23 protein-coding genes are annotated in these 25,740 nt (G+C 67.5%); 6 read left to right on the forward strand and 17 right to left on the reverse strand.

The features are described from left to right. Positions 1 to 13: 13 nt before the first annotated feature. Entirely contained in the window at positions 14 to 802 is a 789-nt protein-coding gene (locus E7V67_025480) for an SDR family NAD(P)-dependent oxidoreductase (GenBank protein WUR13001.1), read from the forward strand. Here the strand turns inward: E7V67_025480 and E7V67_025485 are convergent, their stop codons facing one another. Genes E7V67_025485 through E7V67_025520 form a run of 8 tightly spaced genes read right to left on the reverse strand, consistent with a single transcriptional unit; the run spans position 803 to position 7,147 of the window. Beyond that, a complete protein-coding gene (locus E7V67_025485; GenBank protein ID WUR13002.1) occupies positions 803 to 2,065 on the reverse strand; it encodes an NAD(P)/FAD-dependent oxidoreductase in 1,263 nt (420 codons plus the stop codon). After that, complete coding sequence (locus E7V67_025490; protein WUR13003.1) at positions 2,062 to 2,439, reverse strand: c-type cytochrome; 378 nt, start codon at positions 2,437 to 2,439, stop codon at positions 2,062 to 2,064. Before E7V67_025490 ends, E7V67_025485 begins: the two co-directional genes overlap by 4 nt. A gap of 10 nt (positions 2,440 to 2,449) precedes the next feature. After that, on the reverse strand, positions 2,450 to 3,202 hold the full coding sequence (gene soxA / locus E7V67_025495; protein WUR13004.1) for a sulfur oxidation c-type cytochrome SoxA: 753 nt from the start codon (positions 3,200 to 3,202) through the stop codon (positions 2,450 to 2,452). Beyond that, positions 3,199 to 3,525, reverse strand: a complete 327-nt coding sequence (gene soxZ / locus E7V67_025500; protein WUR13005.1) for a thiosulfate oxidation carrier complex protein SoxZ — start codon at positions 3,523 to 3,525, stop codon at positions 3,199 to 3,201. Before soxZ ends, soxA begins: the two co-directional genes overlap by 4 nt. Continuing rightward, the gene (locus E7V67_025505) at positions 3,522 to 3,977 is read right to left on the reverse strand and encodes a SoxY-related AACIE arm protein (protein ID WUR13006.1); all 456 of its coding nucleotides are present in this window, start codon (positions 3,975 to 3,977) and stop codon (positions 3,522 to 3,524) included. Before E7V67_025505 ends, soxZ begins: the two co-directional genes overlap by 4 nt. After that, positions 3,974 to 4,471 (reverse strand): sulfur oxidation c-type cytochrome SoxX, encoded by a 498-nt coding sequence (soxX, locus tag E7V67_025510; GenBank protein WUR13007.1) that lies wholly within the window; start codon positions 4,469 to 4,471, stop codon positions 3,974 to 3,976. Before soxX ends, E7V67_025505 begins: the two co-directional genes overlap by 4 nt. A gap of 1 nt (position 4,472) precedes the next feature. Continuing rightward, a complete protein-coding gene (locus E7V67_025515) occupies positions 4,473 to 6,647 on the reverse strand; it encodes a molybdopterin cofactor-binding domain-containing protein (protein WUR13008.1) in 2,175 nt (724 codons plus the stop codon). Next, a complete protein-coding gene (locus tag E7V67_025520) occupies positions 6,644 to 7,147 on the reverse strand; it encodes a (2Fe-2S)-binding protein (protein ID WUR13009.1) in 504 nt (167 codons plus the stop codon). Before E7V67_025520 ends, E7V67_025515 begins: the two co-directional genes overlap by 4 nt. A gap of 166 nt (positions 7,148 to 7,313) precedes the next feature. Here E7V67_025520 and E7V67_025525 point away from each other — a divergent pair, with 166 nt between their 5' ends. After that, positions 7,314 to 7,925: an OmpW family outer membrane protein gene (locus E7V67_025525; protein WUR13010.1), complete on the forward strand. Its 612-nt coding sequence runs from the start codon at positions 7,314 to 7,316 to the stop codon at positions 7,923 to 7,925. 67 nt (positions 7,926 to 7,992) lie between these two features. Here the strand turns inward: E7V67_025525 and E7V67_025530 are convergent, their stop codons facing one another. Further along, positions 7,993 to 8,430: a DUF2244 domain-containing protein gene (locus E7V67_025530; protein WUR13011.1), complete on the reverse strand. Its 438-nt coding sequence runs from the start codon at positions 8,428 to 8,430 to the stop codon at positions 7,993 to 7,995. A 226-nt stretch (positions 8,431 to 8,656) separates the two neighbouring features. On the opposite strand from E7V67_025530, the gene E7V67_025535 reads away from it, so the two are divergent. Next, the gene (locus tag E7V67_025535) at positions 8,657 to 10,354 is read left to right on the forward strand and encodes a methyl-accepting chemotaxis protein (protein ID WUR13012.1); all 1,698 of its coding nucleotides are present in this window, start codon (positions 8,657 to 8,659) and stop codon (positions 10,352 to 10,354) included. Positions 10,355 to 10,497: 143 nt separating this feature from the next. On the opposite strand, the gene E7V67_025540 is transcribed toward E7V67_025535, so the two are convergent. Genes E7V67_025540 through E7V67_025565 form a run of 6 tightly spaced genes read right to left on the reverse strand, consistent with a single transcriptional unit; the run spans position 10,498 to position 18,929 of the window. Next, positions 10,498 to 10,752: a hypothetical protein gene (locus E7V67_025540; protein WUR13013.1), complete on the reverse strand. Its 255-nt coding sequence runs from the start codon at positions 10,750 to 10,752 to the stop codon at positions 10,498 to 10,500. A 14-nt stretch (positions 10,753 to 10,766) separates the two neighbouring features. After that, positions 10,767 to 12,791, reverse strand: a complete 2,025-nt coding sequence (locus E7V67_025545; GenBank protein ID WUR13014.1) for a S8 family serine peptidase — start codon at positions 12,789 to 12,791, stop codon at positions 10,767 to 10,769. A 1-nt stretch (position 12,792) separates the two neighbouring features. Further along, positions 12,793 to 13,992 carry a hybrid sensor histidine kinase/response regulator gene (locus tag E7V67_025550; GenBank protein WUR13015.1) on the reverse strand — a complete coding sequence of 400 codons (1,200 nt, stop codon included), beginning with the start codon at positions 13,990 to 13,992 and terminating at the stop codon, positions 12,793 to 12,795. Continuing rightward, positions 13,989 to 14,594, reverse strand: a complete 606-nt coding sequence (locus E7V67_025555; GenBank protein ID WUR13016.1) for a chemotaxis protein CheB — start codon at positions 14,592 to 14,594, stop codon at positions 13,989 to 13,991. Before E7V67_025555 ends, E7V67_025550 begins: the two co-directional genes overlap by 4 nt. Further along, positions 14,594 to 15,424: a protein-glutamate O-methyltransferase CheR gene (locus tag E7V67_025560; GenBank protein ID WUR13017.1), complete on the reverse strand. Its 831-nt coding sequence runs from the start codon at positions 15,422 to 15,424 to the stop codon at positions 14,594 to 14,596. The genes E7V67_025555 and E7V67_025560 overlap by 1 nt, the downstream gene beginning before the upstream one ends. A gap of 1 nt (position 15,425) precedes the next feature. Further along, positions 15,426 to 18,929 carry a response regulator gene (locus tag E7V67_025565; GenBank protein ID WUR13018.1) on the reverse strand — a complete coding sequence of 1,168 codons (3,504 nt, stop codon included), beginning with the start codon at positions 18,927 to 18,929 and terminating at the stop codon, positions 15,426 to 15,428. A gap of 120 nt (positions 18,930 to 19,049) precedes the next feature. Between E7V67_025565 and E7V67_025570 the strand changes: the two genes are divergently transcribed. Beyond that, on the forward strand, positions 19,050 to 19,466 hold the full coding sequence (locus E7V67_025570) for a hypothetical protein (GenBank protein ID WUR13019.1): 417 nt from the start codon (positions 19,050 to 19,052) through the stop codon (positions 19,464 to 19,466). A 79-nt stretch (positions 19,467 to 19,545) separates the two neighbouring features. Here the strand turns inward: E7V67_025570 and folE are convergent, their stop codons facing one another. Both folE and nudC read right to left on the reverse strand, forming a co-directional pair. Continuing rightward, on the reverse strand, positions 19,546 to 20,109 hold the full coding sequence (gene folE / locus E7V67_025575; protein WUR13020.1) for a GTP cyclohydrolase I FolE: 564 nt from the start codon (positions 20,107 to 20,109) through the stop codon (positions 19,546 to 19,548). 61 nt (positions 20,110 to 20,170) lie between these two features. Beyond that, positions 20,171 to 21,004, reverse strand: a complete 834-nt coding sequence (gene nudC / locus E7V67_025580; protein WUR16346.1) for an NAD(+) diphosphatase — start codon at positions 21,002 to 21,004, stop codon at positions 20,171 to 20,173. 192 nt (positions 21,005 to 21,196) lie between these two features. Here nudC and E7V67_025585 point away from each other — a divergent pair, with 192 nt between their 5' ends. Both E7V67_025585 and E7V67_025590 read left to right on the forward strand, forming a co-directional pair. Then, complete coding sequence (locus E7V67_025585; GenBank protein ID WUR13021.1) at positions 21,197 to 23,896, forward strand: TylF/MycF/NovP-related O-methyltransferase; 2,700 nt, start codon at positions 21,197 to 21,199, stop codon at positions 23,894 to 23,896. 15 nt (positions 23,897 to 23,911) lie between these two features. Further along, positions 23,912 to 25,600, forward strand: coding sequence for a hypothetical protein (locus E7V67_025590; GenBank protein WUR13022.1), 1,689 nt, complete (start codon positions 23,912 to 23,914; stop codon positions 25,598 to 25,600). Positions 25,601 to 25,740: the final 140 nt, after the last annotated feature.

The raw sequence follows: 25,740 nt of genomic DNA on the forward strand, positions 1-25,740 counted from the left end.
TGGAGAAACCAGAATGAACCTGCACCTCGCCGGCAAGACCGCCCTCGTTACCGCTTCCACCGCCGGTATCGGCCACGCCATCGCGGCGCAGTTGCTGGAGGATGGCGCCACCGTCATCGTCAACGGCCGCACGGCGGACGCCGTCGACGCGGCCATCACGGCGCTGGCGCAGCGCTTCGACGCCGCCCGCATCAAGCCGCTGGTGGCCGACATGGCCGTTGCCGACGCAGAGCAGATCGCGCGTGCGGCCTACCCGGACATCGACATCCTCGTCAACAACCTGGGCCGTTACGAGTTGAGCGACTTCTTCGAGACCACGGACGCGGACTGGGAGGCGATGTTCAACTTTAACGTGTGGAGCGGCGTGCGCCTGGCGCGCACCTATATGAAAGGGATGCTGGCACGTGGCCACGGCCGCGTGGTGTTCATCTCCAGCGAAGTGGCCGTGACGCCGATGGCCGCGATGGCGCACTACAGCGCCAGCAAGGCAACCCAGCTGTCGATCTCGCGCAGCCTGGCCGAGCTGACCAAGGGCACCGCCGTCACTGTCAACGCCGTGCTGCCCGGCCCCACCGAGACGGAAAGCCTGAAGGGCTTCATCGAATCGGTCAATCCGGACCTGGCGTATGCGGAGGCGGAACGCAAGTTCATGGCCGAGAATCGGCCGTCGTCGCTGATCTATCGGCTGGCCAAGCCGGCGGAAGTGGCGAATGTCGTCGCGTTCCTGGCCAGCGAGCGAGCTGCCGTCATCAATGGCGCCGCCATCCGCGCCGAGGGCGGTACCGTGCCGACGATCGCCTGATCAGCCCAGCGTATCCGCCCAGATATTGGCGGCCCAGCTGAAGGCGTAGGTGCCCTCCAGCGCGCTGGCTTCTTTCGACAGCCCGCCGGAGCCAGGCACCACCAGCAGCGTCTTCTTGGCAGCGTCATAGGCGTGCACCGAGGCGACGTGGATGACGTCGCGGTCGGAGACGAAGCTGTAGCACGTATTCGTCAGCACCGGCGCGGCGGCGGGGGCGCGGCCGGCCAGCAGGTCGACCACGGCCGCGGCGCACACCTTGCCGTGCTGGTTCGCCATGTGGGCGGACTTCGGCATCAGCGGCGCCGTCTGGATCGCGTCGCCGATGACGTGGATGCCCGCTGCTTGCGTCGATTCGAACGTGCGGAAGTCCACCTCGCACCAGCGGCCGTTGGCAGTGGCGAGGCCCGTCTGCGCGGCGATCGCGCCAGCGCGGTGCGGCGGGATCACGTTCAGCACGTCCGCCCGTACCCGCTCGCCCAGTTCCGAGACCGTCGTGCGCGCGGCCACGTCCACGTCCACCGTGCGAAAACCGGGCCGGTACTCAAGGATGCCTTTGTAGCGCTCGCGCCAGATGCGCTTGAACAGCGGGCCTTTCGACACCACGTCCTCGTTCGCATCGAGCAGCAGCACTTTCGAGCGCGGCTTGTGGCGGCTGAAGTAGAACGCCACCTGGCAGGCGCGCTCGTACGGTCCGGGTGGGCAGCGAAACGGCGCTGGCGGCACCGCCAGCGCATAGACGCCGCCGTCGGGCATCGCTTCCAGCTGCGCGCGCAGCGCCGTCGTCTGCGCGCCCGCCTTCCATGCATGCAGCACCCGTTCCTGCGCGCCCGGCGCCGCCAGGCCCGGCAAGGCATTCATCAGGAACTCGATGCCGGGCGACAGGATCAGCCGGTCGTACACCAGCAGGCTGCCGCTGGCCAGCACCACGGTGCGCCTGGCTACGTCGATGCTGGCCGCGCTGTCGGCCAGGATGCGCACGCCGTGCCGGGCCAGCCCGTCGTAGCGCAAGGTCAGGTCGCCGATGCGGCGGCTGCCGCCCAGCACCAGGTTCGACAGCGGGCAGGAGATCATCGTGGGGTTCGGCTCGACCAAGGTGACGTCGATGTCGCCGCCGCTCCACAGGCGCACGTAGCGGGCCGCCGTGGCGCCGCCGTAGCCGCCGCCGACCACCACGACGTGGGGCTTCGCCTTCGGGGCCACGCTCGTGCAGGCGGACAGCAGGGCTGCGGTGCTGCCTGCCGCGAGGAAGGTGCGGCGCTTCATTTGCGGACCTCGGCGCAATTTGAGGTAGACCCGAGGTGACAGGCTCCCATCCACGGGTCGGAGACCCGCGGATGGGAGCCTGTCACCGGTGCCTCAGCGAACCACGCGGCGATCAGCGCCAGCTGTTCGTCCGTGTAGCCCTTGGCCAGTTGCGTCATGATCGTTGCCGGACGCGTGCCGGCCTTGAAAGCGCGCAGGCTGGCCAGCAGCGCTTCCTGCGACTGCCCGGCCAAGGGCGGCAGCGCGTTGCCCTGGACGGGCGTGGTGCTGTGACAGGCGGTGCACGTGGCGGCGAGCCGCGCGCCTTCGCTGATCGGTCCGGCCGCGGCGACCGGCGCGCTTGCCGCCAGCAGCAGTAAGGCTATCGCTCGCATCGCAATTCCTTCACGGTCGTACTCCAGGCGTTTCCAGCGGCATGCCCTGCGCGCGCAAGGCCAGCCACGCTTCCAGGTCCACCAGCTCCTGCGCGCCCAGCGGCGGCACCTGTGCGCGCACCCCACTCATGCAATTGCGCAGGCGCCGCTGCAGGCTGCCCATGCCCTGCCATTCCAGGCGGTAGATCGGATAGGCGTTGGCGTGCGCCTGCGGGATCGTGGCGCCGGCCAGCTTGCGGCCCCAATTATCGTCGTGGCACTGCGCGCACGACAGGTTGAGCTGGCCGATGCGCTGACCGTACAGTTCTTTACCCCGTGCCGCCGCCGCGCGCGTGGCCGCATCCGCCGGCGGTGCCAGCGGCAGGCCGCGCGACTGCAGCGCCACGTGCGCCTCGAGGCCCAGCAACGCTGCCGACTCGGGCGTGAACGCCGGTGCCTGCTGCTTGCCGGTGCGGCACAGGTTGATGCGCTCGCCCAGCGTGATCACGCGGCCGGCGCCCCGGTCGAAAGCAGGATAGCGGGCGGCCACGCCGCGCATGCCGGCCGCGTCGCCATGGCAGGCCGCGCAGCTCCGGTCGGCCTTGCCGGCCTTTGTCTCCCACAGCGCGGCGCCATTCGCCACCCACAGCATCGCCGGATTTTGTGTGTCGTCGCGCTGCATGGCGCGTGTGGACTCGCTCATGAATTCGGCGCCCGACTTGCGTGCCTCCTGCGCGGCTGTGCTGGCGGCGACCAGCGCCAGCGCGATGCCGAGGCGCCTCATGGCGCCACCGTCAGCGTCTTGCGCTCCGTTTTCGCGAAGCCGTTATCGCCGCGCCACGTGAATTCCAGCGTGCCCGTGACGGTCGCGCGGGTAAAGAACGCCAGGTAGGGATTGGCGGCGATGGCCGGATGCAGCTCGGCCGCGAAGACCTGCTCGCCGTCGTAGGTGCAGGTAAAACGGCGGATGACGTCCTGCGGTACCGGCTTGCCGTCCGCGCCGGGCCGGTAGCCCGATTCCATCGGATGCGCGATCAGCGCGCGGATCTCGACGATCTCGCCGGCCTTGGCGCTGGCCGGCATATGGATCAGCGCGCGCGCGGTCACGGTGCCTCTCCTTCGATGCAGGCAGCCAGCGTGACGATGACGTCCGCCGTCTGCTGCCAGCAGCTGCCGTCGCTCAGCTTTGCCACCGCCGTCAGCCGCTGCGACGTGGCGAGGCGGATGCGGGTCGAGACCTCGGCCTTGCCGGCGCGCGGACCAAGCGTGCAGCGGATCACGTCCGCCTCCGGGTTCTTCTCGTTGAAGAGGGCGATGCCGGTGACGTGGTCGGTGGCCGTCATCGGACTGTCCACCCGGATCGTGACGGGGACCGCGTTGCCGTTGTCGATCAGCTGGGCGATCTCGAACGTGACGCGGCCGGTTTTCGGCGCGACGTCGCCCGTGTACGCGGCGATGGCCTGCGCCATGCGCTCCGGCGTGGCCGCGGCGGGACGCACCAGTACCGACAGCGTGCCTGCGGCGATCAGCTGGCGGCGGCGGACATTTGGCCTAGTCATGATGGATTGCGCAGCGTGGCCAGGTACGCTACCACGTCTTCGATCTGCTGCGCGGACAGCAGCGGCTTGCCCTGCTGCGCCGGCGCCACGCGCGCCAGGCCGCTGCCGCGGTGATACGACGGCATGATCGTGCCCGGATTGATGCGGGCCGGGTCGGCCACGCGCAGGCGCAGTTGTGGCACCGTCCAGCGGCTGCCCGTGCCGGCCAGGTTGGGGGCGAGATTGCCCTGGAACGGTTCTTCCGAAATTGGCGCCGTGTGGCACAGCAGGCAGGTGCCGAGCTGGCGGTTGGCGACGATGGCGCGGCCGCGGGTGGGGTCGCCCGGGGTGGTGTTGGGGAGGGGATTCGGCAGCGTGTCGGTTTGGCCTTGAGCTGGTGGAAGGACGGCACACGCCAGCAACACCGGGGACAGCCCCCTTGCCAGCGCTTGCCATCCCTTGCGGGCGACAGCAGTGGCGGGGTCAGTCCCCTCGGTCAGCTCCTCGGCATGCACGTCAGGCCTTTTTGAGGCTGTGGTTCTTCAGCGGCAGGTCGCGGATGCGCTTGCCGGTGGCGGCGAAGATCGCGTTCAGGACCGCCGGGGCGGCGACGGCGATGGTCGGCTCGCCCACGCCGCCCCAGAAGCCGCCGGAAGGCATCAGGATCGATTCCACCGCCGGCATCTCGTCGAGCTTCATCACTTGGTAGGTGTCGAAGTTGGATTGCTCCATCTGGCCGTCCTTCAGCGTGCAGGCGCCGTACAGCGCGGCCGACAGGCCGTACACGAACGAGCCCTCGATCTGCGCCTCGACCTGCTGCGGATTGACGACGTGGCCCGGGTCCGTAGCGGCCACGATGCGGTGGATCTTGAGCTTGCCGTCTTTACTTACCGAGACCTCTGCGCAGGCGGCGACGTAGCTGCCGAAGCCCATGGTCTGCGCCAGGCCGCGATAGATGCCTTTCTTCGGCGGCTTGCCCCAGCCGACCTTGTCCGCCACCGCGTTCAGCACGGCCAGGTGCTTCGGGCTGTCCTTGAGCAGCTTGCGGCGCAGCGCCAGCGGATCCTGCTTCGTCGCGTGCGCGATCTCGTCGAGGAAGCACTCGACGTAGATGGCGTTCTGGTTCAGGTTGACGCCGCGCCAGAAGCCCGGCGGCACCGGCGGGTTGCGCATTGCATGGTCGATCAGGAGGTTCGGCACCGTGTAGCCGAACGACGCTTCCGGTCCTGGCGGATTGAGGCCCTGGAACGTGGCGGGGTCCTTGCCGTCCTTGATATTGGCCGGCAGCACCGCCGCCAGGATGGACTGGCCGGAGATGCGCATATGCAGCGCCGTCAGGTTGCCCTGCTTGTCCAGGCCCGCCGTCAGCTTGCACTGGGTGACCGGGTGGTAGCGCCCGTGCAGCATGTCTTCCTCGCGCGACCAGATCAATTTGACGGGCGTGCCCGGCAGCGCCTTCGCGATCAGGACCGCCTGCGTGACCCAGTCGTGCACGGCACCGCGCCGGCCGAAGCCGCCGCCCAGGTGCAGCTTGTAGACCTCGCACTGCGTTTGCGGCAGCCCGGCCGCTTCCGACGCTGCCGCCAGCGCCGCCTCGCCGTTCTGCGTCGGCGTCCAGACCTCGCAGCGCTGCGGCGTCCATTTCGCCGTCGCGTTCATCGTCTCCATCGTCGCGTGGTTCTGGTGCGGGTACGAGTACACGGCTTCCAGCTTGCGCGGCGCGCCGGCCAGGGCCGCTTTGGCGTCGCCGTTCTGATTGCCGACGGCGGCATCGGGCGCGTCCAGCCCGGCCTTCAGGGTGGCCGCCACGTCCGCACTGGACACCTTCGCGTTCGGACCCTTGTCCCATTCGATCGGCAGCGCGTCCAGCGCGCTTTTCGCGCGCCACCACGTGTCCGCCACCACCGCAATGGCGGAGTCGCCCACCTGCAGCACCTTTTTGACGCCGGGGCGGTCCTTGATCGCATCCGCGTTGAAACTCTTCACCTTGCCGCCGAACACCGGGCAGTCCTTGATGGCCGCGTTGAGCATGCCCGGCAGGACCAGGTCCATGCCATAAATCTGCTTGCCGGTCGTCTTCTCTACCGTGTCCAGGCGGGCCAGGCGTTTGCCGGCGATCTGCCAGTCCTTCGGGTCCTTCAGCGCCACGTCCTGCGGCGGCGCCAGCTTGCCGGCCGCCGCGGCCACGCTGCCATACGTGAGCGTGCGCCCGCTCGGCACGTGCGTGATGACGCTGCGCGCGGCGCGGCATTCGGTGGCGGGCACGTTCCACTGGTTGGCCGCCGCTTGCACCAGCATCGTGCGCGCCGCTGCGCCGCCCTTGCGCACGTAGTCGTGCGATTCGCGCACGCCACGGCTGCCGCCCGTGGAGAAGCTGCCCCACACGCGCTTGCGCGCCAGGTTCGTGCCCGGCGTCGGATATTCCGTGGTGACGCGCGACCAGTCGGCATCGAGCTCCTCGGCCACCAGCTGCGCCAGCCCCGTCAGCGTGCCCTGCCCCATCTCGGAGCGGGCGATGCGGATGACGACGGTGTCGTCCGGCTTGACCACCACCCAGGCGTTGACCTCGGGCGCCTGGCCGTCCTGCGCGGCCACGTCGAACGGGATGTGGAAGCCGACCACCAGGCCGGCGGCGGTGGCGGCCGAGCGCCCCAGGAAGCGGCGGCGCGAGGGCGACAGCACGGCGTTCATGCCTGGCTCCCGGTGGTGCGATGTTCGATGGCGAGGCCCGCGGTCTTGGCGTCGCCGCCGCGCGCCACCACGTGGATGGCCTTGCGCACCCGGTTGTAGGTACCGCAGCGGCAGATGTTTGTCATGGCCGCGTCGATGTCGGCATCGGTGGGCTTTGGTTTTTCCTTCAGCAGCGCCGCGGCCGCCATGATCATGCCGGACTGGCAGAAGCCGCACTGCGGCACGTCCAGTGCGCTCCAGGCCTTTTGCACGGGGTGCGAGCCGTCCGGCGACAGTCCCTCGATCGTGACGATCTTCTGCGCCGCCGTCACGGTGGAAACGGGCCGCACGCAACTGCGCGTGGCTTCGCCGTCGATGTGCACGGTGCAAGCGCCGCATTGCGCGATGCCGCAGCCGTATTTGGTGCCCGTCAGGCCCAGTTGCTCGCGCAGTACCCACAGCAGCGGCGTATCCTCCTCCGCCTCGAATTGCCTGACCTGTCCGTTCACGTTCAGCTGCATGCCTGCCTCCTGAAAAGGTGGGGTTACGGGAGCACCGCGTGCATCTTACGCCGAAACGACCGCCGTGTATTCGTTTGGACAATTTTGATCTGGGTCAAAGTTTTTGCTGCGCCGCATCACTAAACTTCTTCTCGGCAACAAAACAACATGTGAAAGAGGAAGTGAAATGAAAAAAGCAATCCTGGCAGTTCTCGCCGTCTCGATGACCATGGTGGCCGCCGGTGCCGCCGCACAAACCTCGCCATGGCAGGTACGTGCCCGTGCCGTCCACATCGATCCGGCCGACAAGTCCGACCCTGTCGCTGGCGTCGGCGCTTCGGACCGCATCGGCGTATCGGACAAGACCATCCCGGAGCTGGACGTCTCCTATTTCTTCACCCCGAACATCGCCGCGGAACTGGTGCTGACCTACCCGCAAAAGCATGACGTGTATCTGGATGGCCAGACCATCGGCACCTTCAAGCACCTGCCGCCTTCGCTGCTGGCCCAGTACCACTTCATGCCGGGCGCGACGATCAGCCCCTACGTGGGCGCCGGCATCAACTGGACGACGTTCTCCAAGAACAAGATCCTGAACGGCCAGGGCAGCCTGGAACACGACAGCTGGGGCCTGGCGCTGCAAGCCGGCTTCGATTACAAGCTGAACCAGAACTGGTCGCTGAACGTGGACGTGAAAAAGCTGCAACTGCGCAGCGACGTGATGATCGCCGGCGTCAAGGCCAGCAAAGTGAAGGTCGATCCGGTGCTGTTCGGCGTCGGCGTCGGCTACCGCTTCTAATTCCCGCTAATACCGTTTTATTCCAAGCCTTTGCCTGCCCCCGGAGTCATGCCGGTGGCAGGTTTTTTTATTCCCCCAGCGCCCGCCGCAACTCCTGCGCCAGCGCGCGCCGCTCCCCCTCCAGCAGATACAGCCCCACCTCGACCGTGACCGCGCCCGCCGCCAGCCGGATCGGATCGCGCCGCCGCACCGGTGGCGACACGCGTAGCCACGGCGCCGGCAGGCGGACCTGGCGGCTGCGCCCGCCTCGTACCTGCTCCACCGTCAGGCTGCCGTGCTCCAGCACGATGCGGTCGAAGTCCGTCGCGTGGCGGCTGTAGATCACGAACGCCACGGTCACCGCCGTCATCTCGAGCGCCGAGAACACCAGCACGTAGGGGGCGCCCTGCCAGGCACAGACCAGGCCGATCGCCAGCGACAGCAGCATCAGCACCGCCCAGGCCGCGACGGTCTGGCGCGGCGTCAGCGAGCAGTTGCGCTTGAGCAGCCATTCACGTCGTCCCATTGTCGATTGCCAATCGCGTTTCACGTGATCTCCCGGGTTGCCGTTCATTGTACGGCGGGATGCAAACGGCAACGTGAGCGGCTCGACAAGAATACGTTGTTCCCGTGAGACAACATTCGATGAAATGCGCTGGACGATAGGCGATGCGGTCCCTTTTGATCAACAATGGACGCAAGGGCGACCGCCTCGAGCCGCCGTTTCAATCATCACATCAAGTGGGGAAGACATGTCTCTCGCCAACCTCCGGATCGGCGCCCGCCTCGGGCTCGGTTTCGCCACCGTGCTCGTGCTGCTGGTGGCCATCATCGCCCTCGCCCTGACGTCGCTCGCCCGCATCGGCCAGCGCACGCACGACATCGTGCACGACAAGAACGTCAAGCTGGCCGCGGCCAACACGATGGTCGACAATATTCGCAATATCACGCTGTCGCTGACCACCATCATGGTCACGCCCAGCACGGAAGCCATGAACGCCGAGCTGGCGAAGGTCGCGGAAGCCCGCAAGCGCTACGGCGCGGCCAAGGCCGAGCTGGTGAAGCGCCTGACAACCGACAAGGAAAAGGCGCTGATGGCGACCGTCGACAAGCTGCTGGCCGAAGGCGCCGTCAAGAACAACAAGCTGATCGAATTGCGCAAGGAAGGCGAGGTGCAGGACGGCACCGATTACCTGCTGAAGGAAGCGGCGCCCAGCCTGACCGGCGTGCTGGCCGCGATGGACGAACTGATCGCCTACGAGGCCGAGCAGGCCAACGCCGCCGGCGAGCAAGCCACCGCGGTATACGGCAGCACGCAGACGCTGATGCTGGCCCTGGGCGCCATCGCGCTGCTGGCCGGCTGCGCCGTCGCCTACCTCGTCACGCGCTCGATCACGCAGCCGCTGGGCGAGGCGCTCAAGGTGGCGGAGACAGTGGCGGGCGGCGACCTGTCGTCCACCATCGTTGCCGACCGCAAGGACGAAACGGGCCGGCTCTTACAGGCGCTGAAGGGCATGAACGACGCGCTGCTGAACGTCGTCACGCAGGTGCGCGGCGGCACGGAAGCCATCGGCACGGCGTCGCGCGAAATCGCGGCGGGGAATATGGACCTGTCGTCCCGCACCGAAGAGCAGGCCAGCTCGCTGGAGGAGACTGCGTCGTCGATGGAGGAACTGACCTCCACCGTGCGCCAGAACGCGGACAACGCGCAGCAGGCCAACGAGCTGGCACGCAGCGCGTCGCAGGTGGCCGTGAAGGGTGGCGCCATCGTCGCCCAGGTGGTGGACACGATGGGCACCATCAACACATCGTCGCGCAAGATCGTCGACATCATCGCCGTCATCGACGGCATCGCCTTCCAGACCAATATCCTCGCGCTGAACGCGGCCGTCGAGGCGGCGCGCGCGGGCGAACAGGGGCGCGGCTTCGCCGTCGTGGCCAACGAGGTGCGCGGGCTGGCGCAGCGCTCGGCCGCCGCCGCGCGCGAGATCAAGGAACTCATCACCGCATCGGTGGCCAGCGTGGACGAAGGTTCGCGCCTCGTGCACGACGCCGGCCAGACGATGGGCGACATCGTGCAGAGCATCCAGCGCGTGACCGACATCATGGGCGACATCGCCTCGGCCAGCCAGGAACAAACCACCGGCATCGGCCAGATCAACACGGCCATCACGCAGATGGACGAGGTGACGCAGCAGAACGCGGCACTGGTCGAGGAAGCGGCAGCGGCATCGCAGAGCATGCAGGAGCAGGCGGCGCACCTGGCGCAGGTGGTGGCGTTCTTCCGCACTGGTGCTGCCGTGGCGGCGCCCGTCGCGGTCGAGCAGACAGTAGCCAAGCCGGCGGCGCTGGCGCGGCCGGTGGCGGCTGCCGTCAAGCCGGCCGTCGTGGAGAAGCCGGCTGTCGTCAAGCCTGCGGTGAAGGCTGCGGATGAGTGGGAAGAGTTCTAATCCGCGCGCGGTAACAGCGGGCTGGCGCTGGGCTTGCCGGACCCAAGACCGACGACCGGGGTCAGACCCGGCGGGTCTGACCCCAGCTCTTCGCTTTTGGTTTTAAAACTGCAGCGCGGCGCCTTCATAACAGCAGTGATAGCTCAGGTCTTGATATGCAGGCAGTGATCCGGCACCGGCACCGGCGGCCCCTGCTCCGATACCAGCCAGCCCGGCAGCCGTTCGCGCAGCCGCTCGATCTCGCATGGGTCGAAATCGACCAGCATCGTCTTGCCGTCGCGGTTGAGCACGCGGGCCTGGTCGAACGCGCGCACCACGCCTTCCGCCTGGTCGGCGGACAGCGTGGCATCCCTCGTTTGGCGGATCAGCAGGCGGCGCATCGTTCCAGTGTAGTCCATCGCCGCCCTTTGTGTCAGTCCGGCGCGTGCGGCGCCAGCATCCCCAGTCCCTCGAAGGTACGCTCGAAGCCGAGCGTGCCGGCGGCGGCATTCACGAGGCGCAACATCTCGACGGCGCGGCGGCTGTCGCGCGGCATCGCCAGTACTTCGGGGTGGCAGGCCAGCAGCGCGGCCGCCACGCCGGTGACGGCCGGGCAGGCCATCGACGTGCCGCTCATCACGGCGTACGCGCCGCCCGGTACCGTCGAGACGATGCCGACGCCGGGCCCCGTCAGGTCCACCTCTTCCCCCACGTTGGAAAAGCCGGCCACGAACACGGCCGCGTCGTCGCGCGCGAACGGCGCCAGCACGTCCAGCGCTTCGGACGACTCGGCGGGAAACGTGCCCGTGTCACCGACGGCCGATACCGCCACCGCCTCCGGCCAGCGCGCCGGATAGCTGACCGGGCCGCGGCCGTCGTTGCCGGTGGCGACAATGCACAGCGTGCCCTTGTCGAAGGCGTCCTTGATCGCCTCGCGCACGGCCTCGTCGCGGGTCGAGCCGCCCAGGCTCAGGTTGAGCAGGTCGCAGCCGTCGGCCACGCCGCGGTCGATGGCGCGCACGATGTCGTAGTTGGTGGCGCCCGTGCCGCCATTGGGGAAGACGCGATAGCTCATCAGCCGCACGCCCGGCGCCACGCCGCGCTTGCCCGACGGCGGCCGGCCCCGACTGGCGATGATGCCGGCCACGTGGCTGCCATGGTCGCCGTCGATGGCGGCCGGGCCGGCGCCGCCCGCGTCGTTTTCCGCCACCACAAAGGCGGCGCCGCCCGCCACCACCAGGTCCGGATGGGTGTCATCGACGCCGGTGTCGATGACACCCACCGTGACGCCGGCGCCCGCGTTGTCGGGCGCGCCGCCGTACAGCTTCGACAGGAAGTCCGGCGCGCCCAGGTCGATGGGCTGCAGCGCCAGCGTCTCGCCCTTGCGCAAGGTGACGTCGCGACGGAACAGGCCCCAGTAGCCGGGTGGGCCATACACCAGCAGGGCCTGCAGCGGCACGCCCGCTTGCAGATCCAGCTTCGCCATGCCGCTGGCGTCGCTCAGGCTTTCGGCGCCGGCGCGCTGGGCGAAATCGGTAAACGCGATCACGCGCGCGCCCGCCACGGGCGCCGGCCTGCCGCCCGTGCCAGCGCGTACCACCTGCACGGTCAGGGCCAGGGCGGCGCCCAGCGCCGCAGCCGCATGGTCCGGCCCCTTCGCCACTTCCAGCATGGGCCGGCGCGTCAGTTCGTAATACACCAGCGGCAGCACGCGCACGCCCGGCGCGCGTGCCTTCAACTGCAGCACGTCGTCGCTGGTCAGCGCGGCCAGCTTCGGGCCGTCCGCATGGGTCGAGTGCAGGATCTGCGGCGTCGCCACATTGGCCGTCTGCAGCGTGCCGATCGTCGAGGCCACGCGCGCGATCGCGCCGGACGCCGCCGTCACCGGCGCGCGCTCGGGCTGCACGGCCTCCCCGATCTCGGCCATGTCGGGCGAGCGCAAGCCGCGCAACGGCATCAGCACGTACTGTGCCGCTTCCCAGGCGCGGGCGTGGAAATCGGCCAGGCGGTAGCGACCTGCCAGGACGCCGGCGGATGGCGTGCCGGCATCGCAAGCGTCCTTCAAGCGCCGCGCCGAGGCCACGATGGCATCGCCTTCGCCGCGCAGCACGTCCTGGAAGAAGTCGAGCAGCGCGTCGATCAGGGCGATGCGCGCGGCCAGCGAGCCGCAGCGGCTGCTGGCCGCCATGACATAATCGATGGCGTCGTTGACCTGGGCCGCTGTCACGCGCGGCTGGCCGGGCGCCAGTGCGATATCCGGACCGCCGTCCAGCCAGGTGGACAGGTTCAGCAGGCTGTGCGTGCGCCGCAGGATCTGGCGCTGTTCCGGGAACGTGGTGTTGTCCGCCACCGCGTCGCAGAACTCGCCCGCCAGCTCGACCAGCCGGCCAACGGCATGCTGCAGCGCGCGCGCATCGATGACGTCGCCCGCGCGGGCCGGCTCCAGCGGTTCGCCCACCTCAGGCCCCCGCGGCTTGGCCGCGCGGCAGCGTCAGCGTGAATACCGACCCTTCGCCCGGCTTGCTTTGCACCGTCAGCGTGCCCTGGTGCGCCTCGGCCAGTTGGCGCGAGATGTACAGGCCCAGGCCCAGGCCGGACGGCACGCCGTTGCCCTGGCCCCGCTCGTACGGCAGGAAGATGCGCTGCTGCATGTCCTCGGCGATGCCGGGGCCCTGGTCGATCACGTCGATGCGGGCCTCGCGTTCGCTGGCGGACAGGCGCACCTGCACCGGCTTGCCGCCGCCGTAGCGCAAGCCATTCGTCAGCAGGTTGATGATCACCTGTTCGATGCGGAACTCGTCCCAGCAGCCCTTGACCGGCACCGGCGCGTCCAGCACGAACATGGTGCCGGCGTCGGCAGCCTGGCGCGCCAGGTCGGCCGTCAGGCGGCGCAGGATCTCCTGCAGCTCGGTATCGCAGGGCCGGATCGACAGCACGCCGCTACGGATGCGCGAGACGTCCAGCATGTCGTCGATCAGCCGGATCATGGCCTGGATCTGGCGCTCGTCGCGCGCCACCATGCCGGCCAGCTTGTCCGGTGCGAATGCCTCCAGGTTGCCCCGGTCCAGCTGCATCTTGCGCATCTGCGTTTCCAGGAACAGCGTGTTCAGTGGCGTGCGCAGCTCGTGCGCCACCATCGACATGAACTCGTCGCGCATGCGCAGCGCGTAGCGCATCTCCTCCTGCGCGGCACGCAGCTCGTTCATCGTGGCCTGCTGCTCCTCCACGCGACGACGGATCTCCATGCGCTGGCAATGCAGGTCGACGAACACGTTGACCTTGCTGCGTACCGCGTCAGGATCGAGCGGCTTGTAGAGGAAGTCGACGGCGCCGGTCTCGTAGCCCTTGAAGGCGTAGTTCAGTTCCTTGCCGGCGGCGCTGACGAAGACGATCGGGATGTGGCGCGTCTTGTCGGTACCGCGCATCAGTTCGGCCAGTTCGAAGCCGTCCATGCCGGGCATCTGCACGTCCAGGATCGCCAGCGCGAAGTCGTGCTCGAGCAGCAGCGCCAGCGCCTCTTCGCCGGACGTGGCTTGGTACACCACGCGGTCGTCGGCGCGGATGACGGCATTGAGCGCGCGCAGGTTCTCCGCCAGGTCGTCCACGATCAACAGCTTCGTCGCTTCGCGCGTGGCACCCTGGTTGGCCATAGTGTTCATTGTCTCTTCTCCAACATCGTCAGCAGGCTGCGTATCTCCCGCAGGGTCAGCACCAGGTCCGGCTGGCGCAACCTGATCGCTTCGTTCGGCATCACGGCCACCTGTGCCTCGGCCGGGTCCTGCACCACCGTCAGGCCGCCGGCCGCGCCGATGGCCGCCAGGCCCGCGGCGCCATCCTGGTTGGCGCCCGTCAGCAGGATGCCCACCAGCTGGTCGCCATACACGTCCGCCGCCGACTGCATCGTCAGGTCGATCGCGGGCCGGGCGAAGTGCACCGGCTCCTCCTGGCTCAGCGAAAACACGCCGCCCTCCTCGACCGACAAGTGATAACCGGCCGGTGCGAAATACAGGGTACCCGGGCGCAGGTCATCCTTGTCGCCGGCCTCGAGCACCCGCAGCGCGAGGCGCTGCTGGAACACCTCGGCCAGCTGGTTCTGGCGCCCCTTCATCACGTGCAGCACGGTCACCACGGGATAAGGATAGTCCTTCGGCAGGCCGGGCAGGATCTCCAGCAGCGCGTTGACGCCGCCGGCGGAGGCGCCGATCACGATCGCGGCGAACTCGCGTCCCTGCAGCAGTGCCTGCAATGCCGTCGTGTCCATCACAGTTTCCTGAACAGCCGTTCGCGCTTGACGATCGGCTCGAAGCGCGGGCCATAGCTGGAGAAGTCGATGCTTTCCTTGCTGCCAAGACCCAGGAAGCCCCGATGGCACAGCGACTCATGGAACAGGCCCAGCGCCCGCTCCTGCAGCTTCTTCTTAAAATAGATCATCACATTGCGGCAGCTGATGAATTGCGTTTCCGCGAACACCGTGTCGGTTGCCAGGCTGTGGTCCGCGAACGTCACGTTCTCGGCCAGCGAGCGGTCGAACAGCGCCGCATTGTAGGCCGCCGTGTAGTAGTCCGAGAACGCGCGCTTGCCGCCGGCGGCCTGATAGTTTTCCGTGTAAGCGCGCATGCTGTCGAGCGGGAACACGCCCTTTTTCGCCTTTTCCAGCGACTGCGGGTTGATGTCGGTGGCGTAGATGATGCTGCGCTCGAGCAGCCCCTCTTCCTTCAGCAGGATCGCCAGCGAATACACTTCCTCCCCCGTGCTGCAGCCGGCCACCCAGATCTTCAGCGACGGATACGTCGACAGCACCGGCATCACATGTTCGCGCAGCGCCGCGTAGTAGCTCGGGTCGCGGAACATCTCGGTGACGGGAATCGTCAGGTACTGCAGCAGCTCGGAGAACGCGGCCGGCTCGTGCAGCACGCGCGACTGCAGCTGCGAGATCGTGTCGCAACCCATCTCGCGCATCGCATGGAGCACGCGCCGCTTCTGCGACGCGCCCGTGTAGTCGCGGAAGTCGTAGCTGTATTTCAGGTAGATCGCCTCCATCAGCATTCGCAGCTCGATGTCGGTATCGCTGTGCTGTTGGCGGTGCTGCATGTCAGATCCGGTCCAGGGCAGGCATCCACACACGCAGCAGCGAGTACAGGCGCGACAGGTCGATCGGCTTGGCCAGGTAGTCGTTGGCGCCGGCGGCCAGGCACTGCTCCTGGTCGTCCTTCATCGCCTTGGCCGTGATGGCGATGATCGGCAGGCGCGCGAAGCGGCTGTCGGCGCGGATGCGGCGGGTCGCTTCCAGGCCGTCCATGCCGGGCATCATGACGTCCATCAGCACCAGGTCGATGTCGGCCACCGCGTCCAGTTTCTCCAGCGCCTCGAAGCCGTTGCGGCCGATCTCCACGATGGCACCCTTCTGCTCCAGCGCGGAGGTCAGCGCGAAGATGTTGCGCACGTCGTCGTCCACCAGCAGGATGCGGCGGCCTTCGAACACGCGGTCGCGCGAGCGCACCGTTTTCAGCATCGTCTGCCGTTCGCTGGAGAGCTCCGATTCCACCTTGTGCAGGAACAGCGTGACCTCGTCCAGCAGGCGCTCGGGCGAGCGCGCGCCCTTGATGATGATCGAGCGCGAGTAGCGGTGCAGGTCCGCCTCCTCGGCGCGCGTCAGGTTGCGGCCCGTGTAGACGATCACCGGCGGGAACGACGCGATCTCCTCGTGCGACATGCGCTGCAGCAGCTCATTGCCCTGCATGTCCGGCAGTTTCAAGTCGATGATCATGCAGTCGAAAATCGTCGTGCGCAGCAGCGCCAGCGCCTTCTCGCCCGATTCGACCGCCTCGATCTCGATGTCCTCGTCCGAGATCAGCTGCACCACGCTGTCGCGCTGGCGCGCGTCGTCCTCGACCAGCAGGATGCGCTTGATCTTCTGTGTGAACTTCTGCTCCAGGCGCGCGAACACGTCCAGCAGCTCCTCGCGCGTGGTGGGTTTCAACGCGAAACCGACGGCGCCCATGTGCAGCGCCGCCTCCTCCGCGTCCGAGGCGGAGACCACGTGCACCGGGATGTGCCGCGTGCGTGGATTATCCTTCAGCAGCTGCAGCACGGACAAGCCGGAGCGGTCCGGCAGGCGGATGTCCAGCAGGATCGCGCTGGGCTGGTACTGCTCCGCCATCGCCAGGCCCTCGTCGGCGGCGAAGGCCACCAGGCAGCGGTAGTTCATCTCGTGCGCCAGGTCATACAGGATGCGGGCGAACGCGGGTTCGTCCTCGATGACGAGCACCGTGCGCTCCGGCGGCGGTGCCTTGTCGCGGTCGTCGTCGAACGCGCGCGGCACCTGGACCGGCGCCGGCGCCGGCACCGGCGGCACCGGTGGCAGCGCGCTGCGTTCCGGCTGCGGCGCCGGGCGGGGTGCCGGTACGGCCACGTGCGGCGTCGCCGGCGGCAGTTGCGCTTCCGTCTTGTGCGGAGCCGACCACTGCAGCGGCAGGGTCAAGGTAAACGTGCTGCCCTTGCCTTCCTCGCTGACGAGGGTGATGGAACCGCCCAGCAGGGTGGCCAGGTCGCGCGAGATCGACAGGCCCAGGCCCGTGCCGCCGTACTTGCGGCTGGTGGTGCCGTCGGCCTGCTGGAAGGCCCCGAACACGGTCTCATGCTGGTCGGCGCGGATGCCGATGCCGGAATCCTCGACGGCGAAGCTGACCTGGCCGTTCGGCCCTGGCGCCACGCGCAGGGCGATCCGGCCCGCATCCGTGAACTTGACGGCGTTCGACAGCAGGTTCTTCAGGATCTGTTCCAGGCGCTGGCAATCGGTGTACACCGTCTCCGGCAGGCCCGGTGCCATCTCGACGATGAACTGCAGGCCCTTCTGCTGGGCCAGCGGCTCGAAGGTGCGCTGCATGCCCTGCACCACCTGCTGCAGGCGCAGTTCCTCGGGATTCAGTTCCAGCTTGCCGGCCTCGACCTTGGAGATGTCGAGGATGTCGTTGATCAGGTTCAGGAGGTCGTTGCCGGCCGAGTAGATGGTCTGGGCGAAGCGCACCTGTTCCTCGTTCAGGTTGCCCTGCGGATTGTCGGACAACAGCTTGGCCAGGATCAGCGAACTGTTCAGCGGGGTGCGCAGTTCGTGCGACATATTCGCCAGGAACTGCGATTTGTACTGGCTGGCGCGCTCCAGGTCGCGTGCGCGTTCCTCCAGCTGCAGCTGGACGTCGTTCAGCGCGCTGTTGCGCTGGTCCAGCACCACGGCCTGTTCGGCCAGTTGCTCGTTGGTCTGTTCCAGCTCGGCCTTCTGGTTTTCCAGCGTGGCCTGCGATTCCTCCAGCACGCGCGACTGCTCTTCCAGTTCCTCGTTGGCGGTGCGCAGTTCTTCCTGCTGCACTTGCAGTTCCTCGTTCAGCTGCTGGGTTTCCTGCAGCACTTCCTGCAGGCGCTGGCGCGACAGCGTCGATTCGATCGCCGTGCCGATATTGCCGGCCACCAGCTTCAGGAAATCGATCTCGCGCTCGCCTACCGGGCGCAGGAAGCCCAGCTCGACGACGCCGTTGACCTCGCCGTCGCTTTCCACCGGCGCCACCAGGATCTGGTTGGGCGAGCCGCTGCCCAGCGCCGAGCTCAGCTTCAAGTAGTAATTCGGCAGGTTTTCCAGATGGACGATGCGGCGGTCCTCGGCCGCCTGACCGACGATGCCCTCGCCCGGCGCGATGTCCTTGGCGTATTCCTCCTCGTGGTTGGCGAAGCCGTAGCCCGCCGTGCGGTGCAGCGTGCCGTCCGGGCCACGCACGTAGATCGCGCCCACGGCCACGTCCAGGTAGCGCGCCAGGAAGCTCAGCAGCGCCGCCGACATGGCCGGCAGCGAGCGCTGGCCGATGCCCTGCTCGGCCAGCTTGCTCTGGCCCGAACGCAGCCAGGCTTGCCGCTCGACGCGCTCGGCCTGCACGCGCTGCTCCTCCAGCGCCTTGCCGTACACCTCGGACAGGCGGGTCAGCTCGCGCCGGCCCCAGTAGGCAAGGAAGCCGCTGATGATCAGGCTGATGGTGAGATAGCCCGTTACCGTCACGTAGGTGACGGTCTTGGCATTGTCGGCGCGCTCGGTGCGCATGCGGTCCTCTTCCAGGATGAAGGCCTGGAATTGGCTGCGCAGCTCGTCGAACTCGACCTTGGCGCGCTGCGACTTGATAATGCCCAGGTAGTCGCCGCCCGTGGTGCGGGCGCGGATCAGGTCCTGCGCCACCTTGTCCCATTGCAGTTGCTGGGCGCGGATGTTGCGCAGCCGCTCCATCTGGCGCGGGTCATCCTTGACCAGCTCGCCCAGGGTGTTCAGCGCCGTCTCGATCTTCGGCTTGGCCAGGCGGTAGGGCGCCAGGAACGGTTCCTCGCCCGTCAGCAAGAAGCCGCGCACGCCGGTTTCCATGTCCACGGCCAGCTTGCGCAGCTCCTGGGCGTTGCCGATGACCCGCTCCGAGTGCTCCACCAGTGTCAAGGCATTGAGCAGATAGGCCAGGATTGCCACGAACACGGCGGCGCTGACGACGCCTGCTGCCAGCGGCAATGTAATGTTGCGGTACAGAATACGGCGGAAGGACTGGTCGTCGGTGCGGGATCCGGGCATGTTATTGATTGGACAAGCAAAGGGAAGCTGCAAGTTTATCCGAAATGCAATGGCAGCCGTGTCTATCGTGCGCAGCCGCTATAATCGGCGGCAACACCATTTCTGTCCCTTCGCCCATCCATGCGTACATATCGGAGTCACCTCGCCATTGCCGTCGCGGCGCTGCTGCTGGCCGGCTGCTACAACGATTCCGCCACCTATTATGCGGACAGCACGCAGGACCACCGCCTGACCGTGCGGCGGCAGCAGGACTATTTCTGGAGCGAGGAAGGCCGCTTCACCTTGCTGGCGGCGCGCATGCCGGATTGCCAGCGCGCGATCCCGCTGGGCGAGCTGCCGCTGGAGGACACGAAGCTGGAACTGTTCAGTGAAGGGGACAGGCGTTGGAGCCTGCGCGCAGGCAAGCAGGTATGGCACGTCGACACGCAGCAGTGCGCGCTGGTCGAGGACGAGGCACCGGCGGCCGGGCAGAAGCTGGGCGATTTCCTGGCGGAGATCGATCAGTTGACGTTTGTCGAAGCGGCCGAGGGCAAGTAAGCAACCGTGGTCTCAACCGGGGTCAGGTCTGACATTCGGACAAAATGTCCGAATGTCAGACCTGACCCCGGTTTGCTGTTTAGTCGCGTGCCAGCGACAGGAACTCGGTGCGCAGGCCCAGGTTCGACTGCAGCTCGCCCAGCATCGACGAGGTGATCGTTTCCTCGCCCGGCGTGCGGATGCCGCGGCTTTCCATGCACATGTGGCGGCACTTGATGACGACGCCGACCGCCTTCGGTTCCAGCACTTCCATCAGCGTATTGGCGATCTGCACCGTCAGGCGCTCCTGCACTTGCAGGCGCTTGGCGAAGCAGTCCACCAGGCGCGTCAGCTTCGACAGGCCGACGATCTTGCCGTTCGGCAGGTAGCCGACGGTCGCCATGCCGAAGAACGGCGCCAGGTGATGCTCGCAGTGGCTATAGACGGGAATGTTGCGCACGACGATCAGCTCGTTGTACGCCTCGGCGCCGTCTTCGAACGCCTTCAGCAGTTCGACAGGGTCCTGGTCGTAGCCGGAGGTCCAGTGTTTCCACGCCTTGGCCACGCGGTGCGGCGTTTCCGCCAGGCCTGGGCGATCGGGGTCCTCGCCCAGCGTGGACAGCAGGCGACGCCAGTCGTTCTCGGAGAAAGCTTCTTTAGACATAATTGAACTGCCGAATTAAGAGTATCCGCCAGTATACCTAAGAAGCGCCGCCCGCGCCGGCTCAGCCCTGCCCTGGCCGGTTCGCCTCGATCAGCGCGCTGGCGATCGAGATGCTGTGCGGCGTGTCCGGCCAGTCATCGCCCGGTCCGAACCAGCGCGCTTCCTCGATCTCGGCCGGATCGACCCGGATCGTGCCGTCCAGGTACTCGGCCGTGAAGGCCACCATCAGCGAATTCGGGAACGGCCACGACTGGCTGCTGAAGTAGCGCAGCTTATGCACGCGCAGGCCCACTTCCTCGTACACCTCGCGGTGCACCGCCTCCTCGATCGATTCGCCGGCTTCCACGAAGCCGGCCAGCGCCGTAAACAGGCCGGGCGGCGAACGGGTGTGCTTGGCCAGCAATACGCGGTCGCCGTCGCGGATCAGTACCATCATGGCGGGACAGATCTGCGGATAGGCCGTGTGACCACAGGCCTCGCATTTGTAGGCCCGCTCGCCGGTCGCACGCCGCATCGGCGTGGCGCAGGCGCCGCAATAGCGATGGGTACGGGCCCAGTCCGCGATCTGGCTGGCACGGCCCGCAAGGCCGATGAAGCCGTGGTCGGCGACGCCGAACAGCGTGCGCAGGCCATGCCAGCCGTGCGCGTCGTCCGGCAGCTCTTCGCTGTCCGTCCACGCCGCCTGACAGTAGCGGCCCTGCCAGATGCCGACCGGGTGCAGCCGTTCAACGGGGATGCCCAGGCTGGCGAGATCGGTCGGCAGCGCCTCCACGCCCGCGGCACCGTCAACGCTGCGCAGCAGCAGTTTCCCTTTGTGGAACACGAACGTCAGCGGTGCGCCGCCATGCGGGGCAGGGTCGATCAGCGGGGTGAAGCCGGCAGGGGTATGCAGCATGACAAAGCCCATCAGGTAAGAAGCGTCCATCTTACCGGTTTCGTCCGGCGGTTGCCGGCCGGCAGCCACGTGTACTTCGTGTGTCAGCTTCCCGACTGGAAGGTTATAGTGTTTCTTTTGACCGGGACGGCGCTCCGTGGTTTAGAATCGTTGCCGCCCGGAACCATCGGCGACACGGACTACGACAGGACAATGACCAACACCTCCATCTCCCATGCCGACGCGGCCGCGATCCTGCAGGACGCCCTTGCCCGCAATGCCCTCGAACCCGCGGCCCAGGCCGCCGCCGCGCTGGCGGCCGACGGCAAGCTCCCGATCATCGAACTGTTTACCGTGACGCAGATGCTGACCGAGGCGGGCTATCCGCACCGCTCCGTGCAGCTGTTCCAGAGCTGGCTGGACAACACCACCTCGCCGGTCGCGTACGCCGTCTACTTCAACCTGGGCGTGACCCTCGCCAATATGAAGGACGACCTGGGCGCCGAGCGCTGCTACCTGCACGCGCTGGCCCAGAACCCGCGTTTCATCGAAGCGAACATGAACATGGCCACGCTGCTGGAGCGCAAGGGCCAGGTCGAGGACGCGCTGGCGCTGTGGCGCAAGATCACCGTGCTGGCCGATCCGTCCGTGCCGGCCGACCGCGGCTTCCACATCCAGGCGCTGAACAACCTGGGCCGCGTGCTGGAGCTGAGCAAGCGCTTCCCCGAAGCCGAAGAGATCCTGAAGCAGAGCCTGCTGCTCGACCCGGACCAGCCGAAGGTGCTGACGCACGTGATCCATCTGCGCCAGAAGCAGTGCAGCTGGCCCGTCTACGCGCCGCTGCCCGGCATCACGCACGAGCAGCAGGTCGCGGCCACGTCCGCGCTGGCGATGCTGAGCGCATCGGACGATCCGCAGACCCAGCTCGACGCCGCCCGCCGCTTCGTGGCGGACAAGGTGATGCCGGCCGTGGCGCAGGCGATGGCGCCAGCCGACGGCTACCATCACCACCGGGTACGCATCGGCTACCTGTCCTCCGACCTGTGCTCGCACGCCGTGGCGATCCTGACCGCGGAACTCTATGAGCTGCACGACCGCGAACAGTTCGAGGTGTACGCGTTTTCCTGGACCCGCGAGGACGGCACGCCGCTGCGCGCCCGCGTGGTGCGCGCGATGGACCATTACATCCGCATCGACGGCATGACGGACGAGGAGGCGGCGCGCTGCATCCGCGCCCACGAGATCGACATCCTGATCGACCTGCACGGGCTGACCCTGGGCACGCGGCCGGATATCCTGTCCTACCGCCCCGCGCCCGTGCAGATCACCTACCTGGGCTTCCCCGGCCCGACCGCCCTGCCCTGCATCGATTACGTGCTGGCCGACCGCTTCGTGCTGCCGCCCGAGCTGGCGCCGTACTTCACGGAACAGCCGCTGTACGTGCCCGAGTGCTTCCAGATCAACGACCGCCAGCGCGAGATCGCGCCGAAGCCGCAGCGCGGCGAGGTAGGCCTGCCGGACAATGGCTTCGTGTTCTGCTCGTTCAACAACAACTTCAAGATCACCGAGGACGTGTTCGCGCGCTGGATGAACATCCTGCGCCGGGTGCCGGACAGCGTGCTGTGGCTGGTCTCGGACCACCAGGCCGTGCGCGACAACCTGCGTGCCGCCGCCACCGCCGCCGGTGTCGATCCGGACCGGTTGTATTTCGCCGAACGGGCCTCGCCCGCGAACTACCTGGCACGCTACCAGCTGGCCGACCTGTTCCTGGACACGCTGCCGTTCAACGCCGGCACCACCGCCAGCGATGCGCTGTGGGCCGGTCTGCCGCTCCTGACCTGCACCGGCCAGACGTTCTGCGCGCGCATGGCGGGCAGCCTGCTGCAGGCCGTGGGCCTGCCGGAGCTGATCACGCATTCGCTGCAGGAATACGAGGACCTGGCCGTGACCCTGGCTGGCCAGCCCGACCGCATCGCCGCCTTCAAGCAGCACCTGCAGGAGCAGCGCGCCACCTGCATCCTGTTCGACAGTCCGCGTTTCGTGCGCCACATGGAAGCCGCGCTGCGCTCGGTGGTGAAAACCCCGGCCGCACCGCTGCACCTCCCCTCCACCGACCCGAAGGACATCATCATGCAATTACCGCAACATACGCCGATCGACGACCCGCGCCGGGTCATCAACTTCATGGTTCAGACCGTGTGGGGCCTGTCCGATCCCGTGCGCTTCTACAAGCTGATGGAGGAAGCGCGCGCGCTGTGCGTGCCGGGCACCTACCTGGGCGACAACCTGTTCACCTGGGGCAAGAGCAACTCGCCGTTCGAGGACAAGGTGTTCGTGCAGGCCTGGGAGTCGAACACACAGAACGACGCCGACCGCGCGATCGCCTGGCGCCGCTACATCCTGGCCACGTCCGCCTACCACTGCATCCAGCTGGAAGGCGACTTCGTCGAATGCGGCGTGTACCGCGGCACGGGCATCAAGACGGTGGTGGATTACTTCGGCAAGGAAAACTTCAACAAGACCTACTGGGGCTACGACACGTTCGACTACAACCCGGTGGAAAACCACGCCTTCGCCGGCCAGGAGGAAGGGCTGTACAAGGAGATCTGCGCCCGCTTCAACGGCTACGACAACGTGCGCCTGGTGCAAGGACTGCTGCCGCAGTCGCTGGAAAACAACTCGCCGGACAAGATCGCCTTCCTGCACATCGACCTGAACAGCGCGCAGTTCGAGATCGCCGTGCTGGACGCCCTGTTCGACCGCGTGGTGCCGGGCGGCATGGTGATCCTGGACGACTACGAGTGGTCGGGCGAATACCGCAACCAGAAAATGGCCGAGGATGCGTGGTTCGACGCCCGCAAATACCGCGTGATGCCGCTGCCGACGGGCCAGGGCCTCGTCATCAAGCGCTGACGGGAGGCGCGGCCCATGGAGCAAGTGCTCATCATCACCTCCTCGTACGACCTGCCGGCCGCGCAGGAGCTGGCTCCCACGCTGGGCGACTATCGCACGTATTTCTTCGACCCGACCCTGGTCGACGAGATCGCCAAGACGTCGCTGAAGCGGCCCGAGCTGCTGCTGTGGGACGACGCGCCGACCTATCCCGAGCTGGAACACCAGGCGTATGTGCGTGTACGCGAACTGGAACGGCAGGTCGACGACGCGCTGCGCCCCCTGCTGGCCGCGTACCACCCCACGCTGTCGCTGCGCGGCTGGCAGTCGCTCAACCTGTATTACCTGATGCTGGGCTGGCAGTGGTACAGCGGCCTGTGGAGCAGCATCGCGGGACGGCTGCGCGACTGCCACGTGCACGTGCTGGTGTGCGACAACCCCGCCAACTTCTACTGGCCGTCGTTCGTGCCGGCGCTGCTGCTGATCGAGCGGCTGCGCACCTGGGGCGTGCCGTTCTCGGCCGTGGCCTACGGCGAGCGCGCCGACGAGTCGGACGTCATGATGGACCTGTTCGGCAGTGTGCCGGAACAGTACGACGTACTGACGCACCTGCCGACCTGCTTCTACGACGCGCCGCACTTCCGCGCCGAGCTGGCGGCCGCCGGCAGCCGCATCGTCAACATCGAGCCGAAGTACTGGGGCATGCCGATGACGCCGAATCTGCAGGTCAAGATGGCGCGCCTGGACCATGCGCGCCTGGCCCAGGCCGGCGTGCCGTCCTTGCAGGAGCCGGGCCAGCAGCTGCTGACATTGCTGCACGGCCTGCTGGAGCCCTACATCGCCAGCAGCGACTACCGCGCCCGCCAGGCCGTGCACCTGGCCAAGCTGTACCAGTCGCAACTGGCCAGCCTGTTCCTGCTGGAGACGTATTTCGGCGGCATACGGCCGGGTCGCATGCTGATCTCGGACCACGACGCCGGCTTCCACGGCCCGCTGCTGACGTACGCCTCGCGCCACCGCATGCCGGTCTACGTGCTGCCGCACGCCAAGGTCAGCATCAGCAGCGAGTTCACGTTCCGCAACATGACGGCGCTGACGCACGTGATGCAGGGCCGCACGGTATTGGACGGCAATGGCCGCGCGCTGCGCCACATGACGCTGGCGTATCCCGAGCAACTGAGCCTGAACACGGCCAGCGCGCCGCTGCGCCGCCTCGGCGTGCTGCTGAGCGGGCTGTCGCTCAATGGCGTGCCCAGCACCGCGCTGCGGCCTTACCTGGACGGGCTGAAGGAAATCGAACAATGGTGCCGCCGGCATGGCGTGGAACTGGCGGTGCGGTGCCGGCCGGGCCAGTCGCTGTTCGAACTGATCACGGGGTCCACCGCGATCGCGCGGGCGGACCTGGAAGCGGCCTTGCGCGGCTCGCTGGGCGAGTTCGCGCAGGGCGTCGACGTGTGCCTGATGTACGACGCGCCCACCAGCGCGGCGATCGAGTTCCTGCGCAACGGCGTGCCCTTGCTGAACCCGTTGCCGGAAGCGCTCAGCACGGCCGAGCATTTGTGGTCGGATGCGGAGCTGATCCCGCGCGAGTCGCTGGCGGACACGCTGCGGCGCCTGGATGCGTACGTGGCCGACACGGATTTGCTGGACAGCTTCCGGCGGCACCAGTTTGCGCGCTATGCCGCGGGTACGGCGCAGGCGCGCTCGCTGCGGAGTTTGTTGTAAGCAACGAACGTGTCAGGCTTGGGGTCTGTCCCCGCACGGGGACTGACCCCGGTTTTTATCCGGGAACGTTGCGCTACTTGCACGATTAAAACCAGGGTCAGTCCCCTGCGGGGACAGACCCTAACCCAGCGACTGTCCTG

Origin of the sequence: [Empedobacter] haloabium, from assembly GCA_008011715.2 — a bacterium.
GTDB classification, from domain to species: domain Bacteria; phylum Pseudomonadota; class Gammaproteobacteria; order Burkholderiales; family Burkholderiaceae_D; genus Rugamonas; species Rugamonas haloabia.

What these genes read in the sequence shown, in the direction of transcription:
- E7V67_025555 (WUR13016.1), bottom strand. Translation starts at nt 14,594, where the DNA reads ATGGACACGACGGCATTGCAGGCACTGCTGCAGGGACGCGAGTTCGCC.
- E7V67_025520 (WUR13009.1), bottom strand. Translation starts at nt 7,147, where the DNA reads ATGCAGCTGAACGTGAACGGACAGGTCAGGCAATTCGAGGCGGAGGAG.
- E7V67_025565 (WUR13018.1), bottom strand. Translation starts at nt 18,929, where the DNA reads ATGCCCGGATCCCGCACCGACGACCAGTCCTTCCGCCGTATTCTGTAC.
- E7V67_025525 (WUR13010.1), top strand. Translation starts at nt 7,314, where the DNA reads ATGAAAAAAGCAATCCTGGCAGTTCTCGCCGTCTCGATGACCATGGTG.
- E7V67_025560 (WUR13017.1), bottom strand. Translation starts at nt 15,424, where the DNA reads ATGCAGCACCGCCAACAGCACAGCGATACCGACATCGAGCTGCGAATG.
- soxA (WUR13004.1), bottom strand. Translation starts at nt 3,202, where the DNA reads ATGAGGCGCCTCGGCATCGCGCTGGCGCTGGTCGCCGCCAGCACAGCC.
- E7V67_025480 (WUR13001.1), top strand. Translation starts at nt 14, where the DNA reads ATGAACCTGCACCTCGCCGGCAAGACCGCCCTCGTTACCGCTTCCACC.
- folE (WUR13020.1), bottom strand. Translation starts at nt 20,109, where the DNA reads ATGTCTAAAGAAGCTTTCTCCGAGAACGACTGGCGTCGCCTGCTGTCC.
- E7V67_025535 (WUR13012.1), top strand. Translation starts at nt 8,657, where the DNA reads ATGTCTCTCGCCAACCTCCGGATCGGCGCCCGCCTCGGGCTCGGTTTC.
- E7V67_025590 (WUR13022.1), top strand. Translation starts at nt 23,912, where the DNA reads ATGGAGCAAGTGCTCATCATCACCTCCTCGTACGACCTGCCGGCCGCG.
- E7V67_025570 (WUR13019.1), top strand. Translation starts at nt 19,050, where the DNA reads ATGCGTACATATCGGAGTCACCTCGCCATTGCCGTCGCGGCGCTGCTG.
- E7V67_025485 (WUR13002.1), bottom strand. Translation starts at nt 2,065, where the DNA reads ATGAAGCGCCGCACCTTCCTCGCGGCAGGCAGCACCGCAGCCCTGCTG.
- E7V67_025585 (WUR13021.1), top strand. Translation starts at nt 21,197, where the DNA reads ATGACCAACACCTCCATCTCCCATGCCGACGCGGCCGCGATCCTGCAG.
- E7V67_025540 (WUR13013.1), bottom strand. Translation starts at nt 10,752, where the DNA reads ATGGACTACACTGGAACGATGCGCCGCCTGCTGATCCGCCAAACGAGG.
- E7V67_025515 (WUR13008.1), bottom strand. Translation starts at nt 6,647, where the DNA reads ATGAACGCCGTGCTGTCGCCCTCGCGCCGCCGCTTCCTGGGGCGCTCG.
- nudC (WUR16346.1), bottom strand. Translation starts at nt 21,004, where the DNA reads ATGCTGCATACCCCTGCCGGCTTCACCCCGCTGATCGACCCTGCCCCG.
- E7V67_025505 (WUR13006.1), bottom strand. Translation starts at nt 3,977, where the DNA reads ATGACTAGGCCAAATGTCCGCCGCCGCCAGCTGATCGCCGCAGGCACG.
- E7V67_025490 (WUR13003.1), bottom strand. Translation starts at nt 2,439, where the DNA reads ATGCGAGCGATAGCCTTACTGCTGCTGGCGGCAAGCGCGCCGGTCGCC.
- E7V67_025530 (WUR13011.1), bottom strand. Translation starts at nt 8,430, where the DNA reads ATGGGACGACGTGAATGGCTGCTCAAGCGCAACTGCTCGCTGACGCCG.
- E7V67_025550 (WUR13015.1), bottom strand. Translation starts at nt 13,992, where the DNA reads ATGAACACTATGGCCAACCAGGGTGCCACGCGCGAAGCGACGAAGCTG.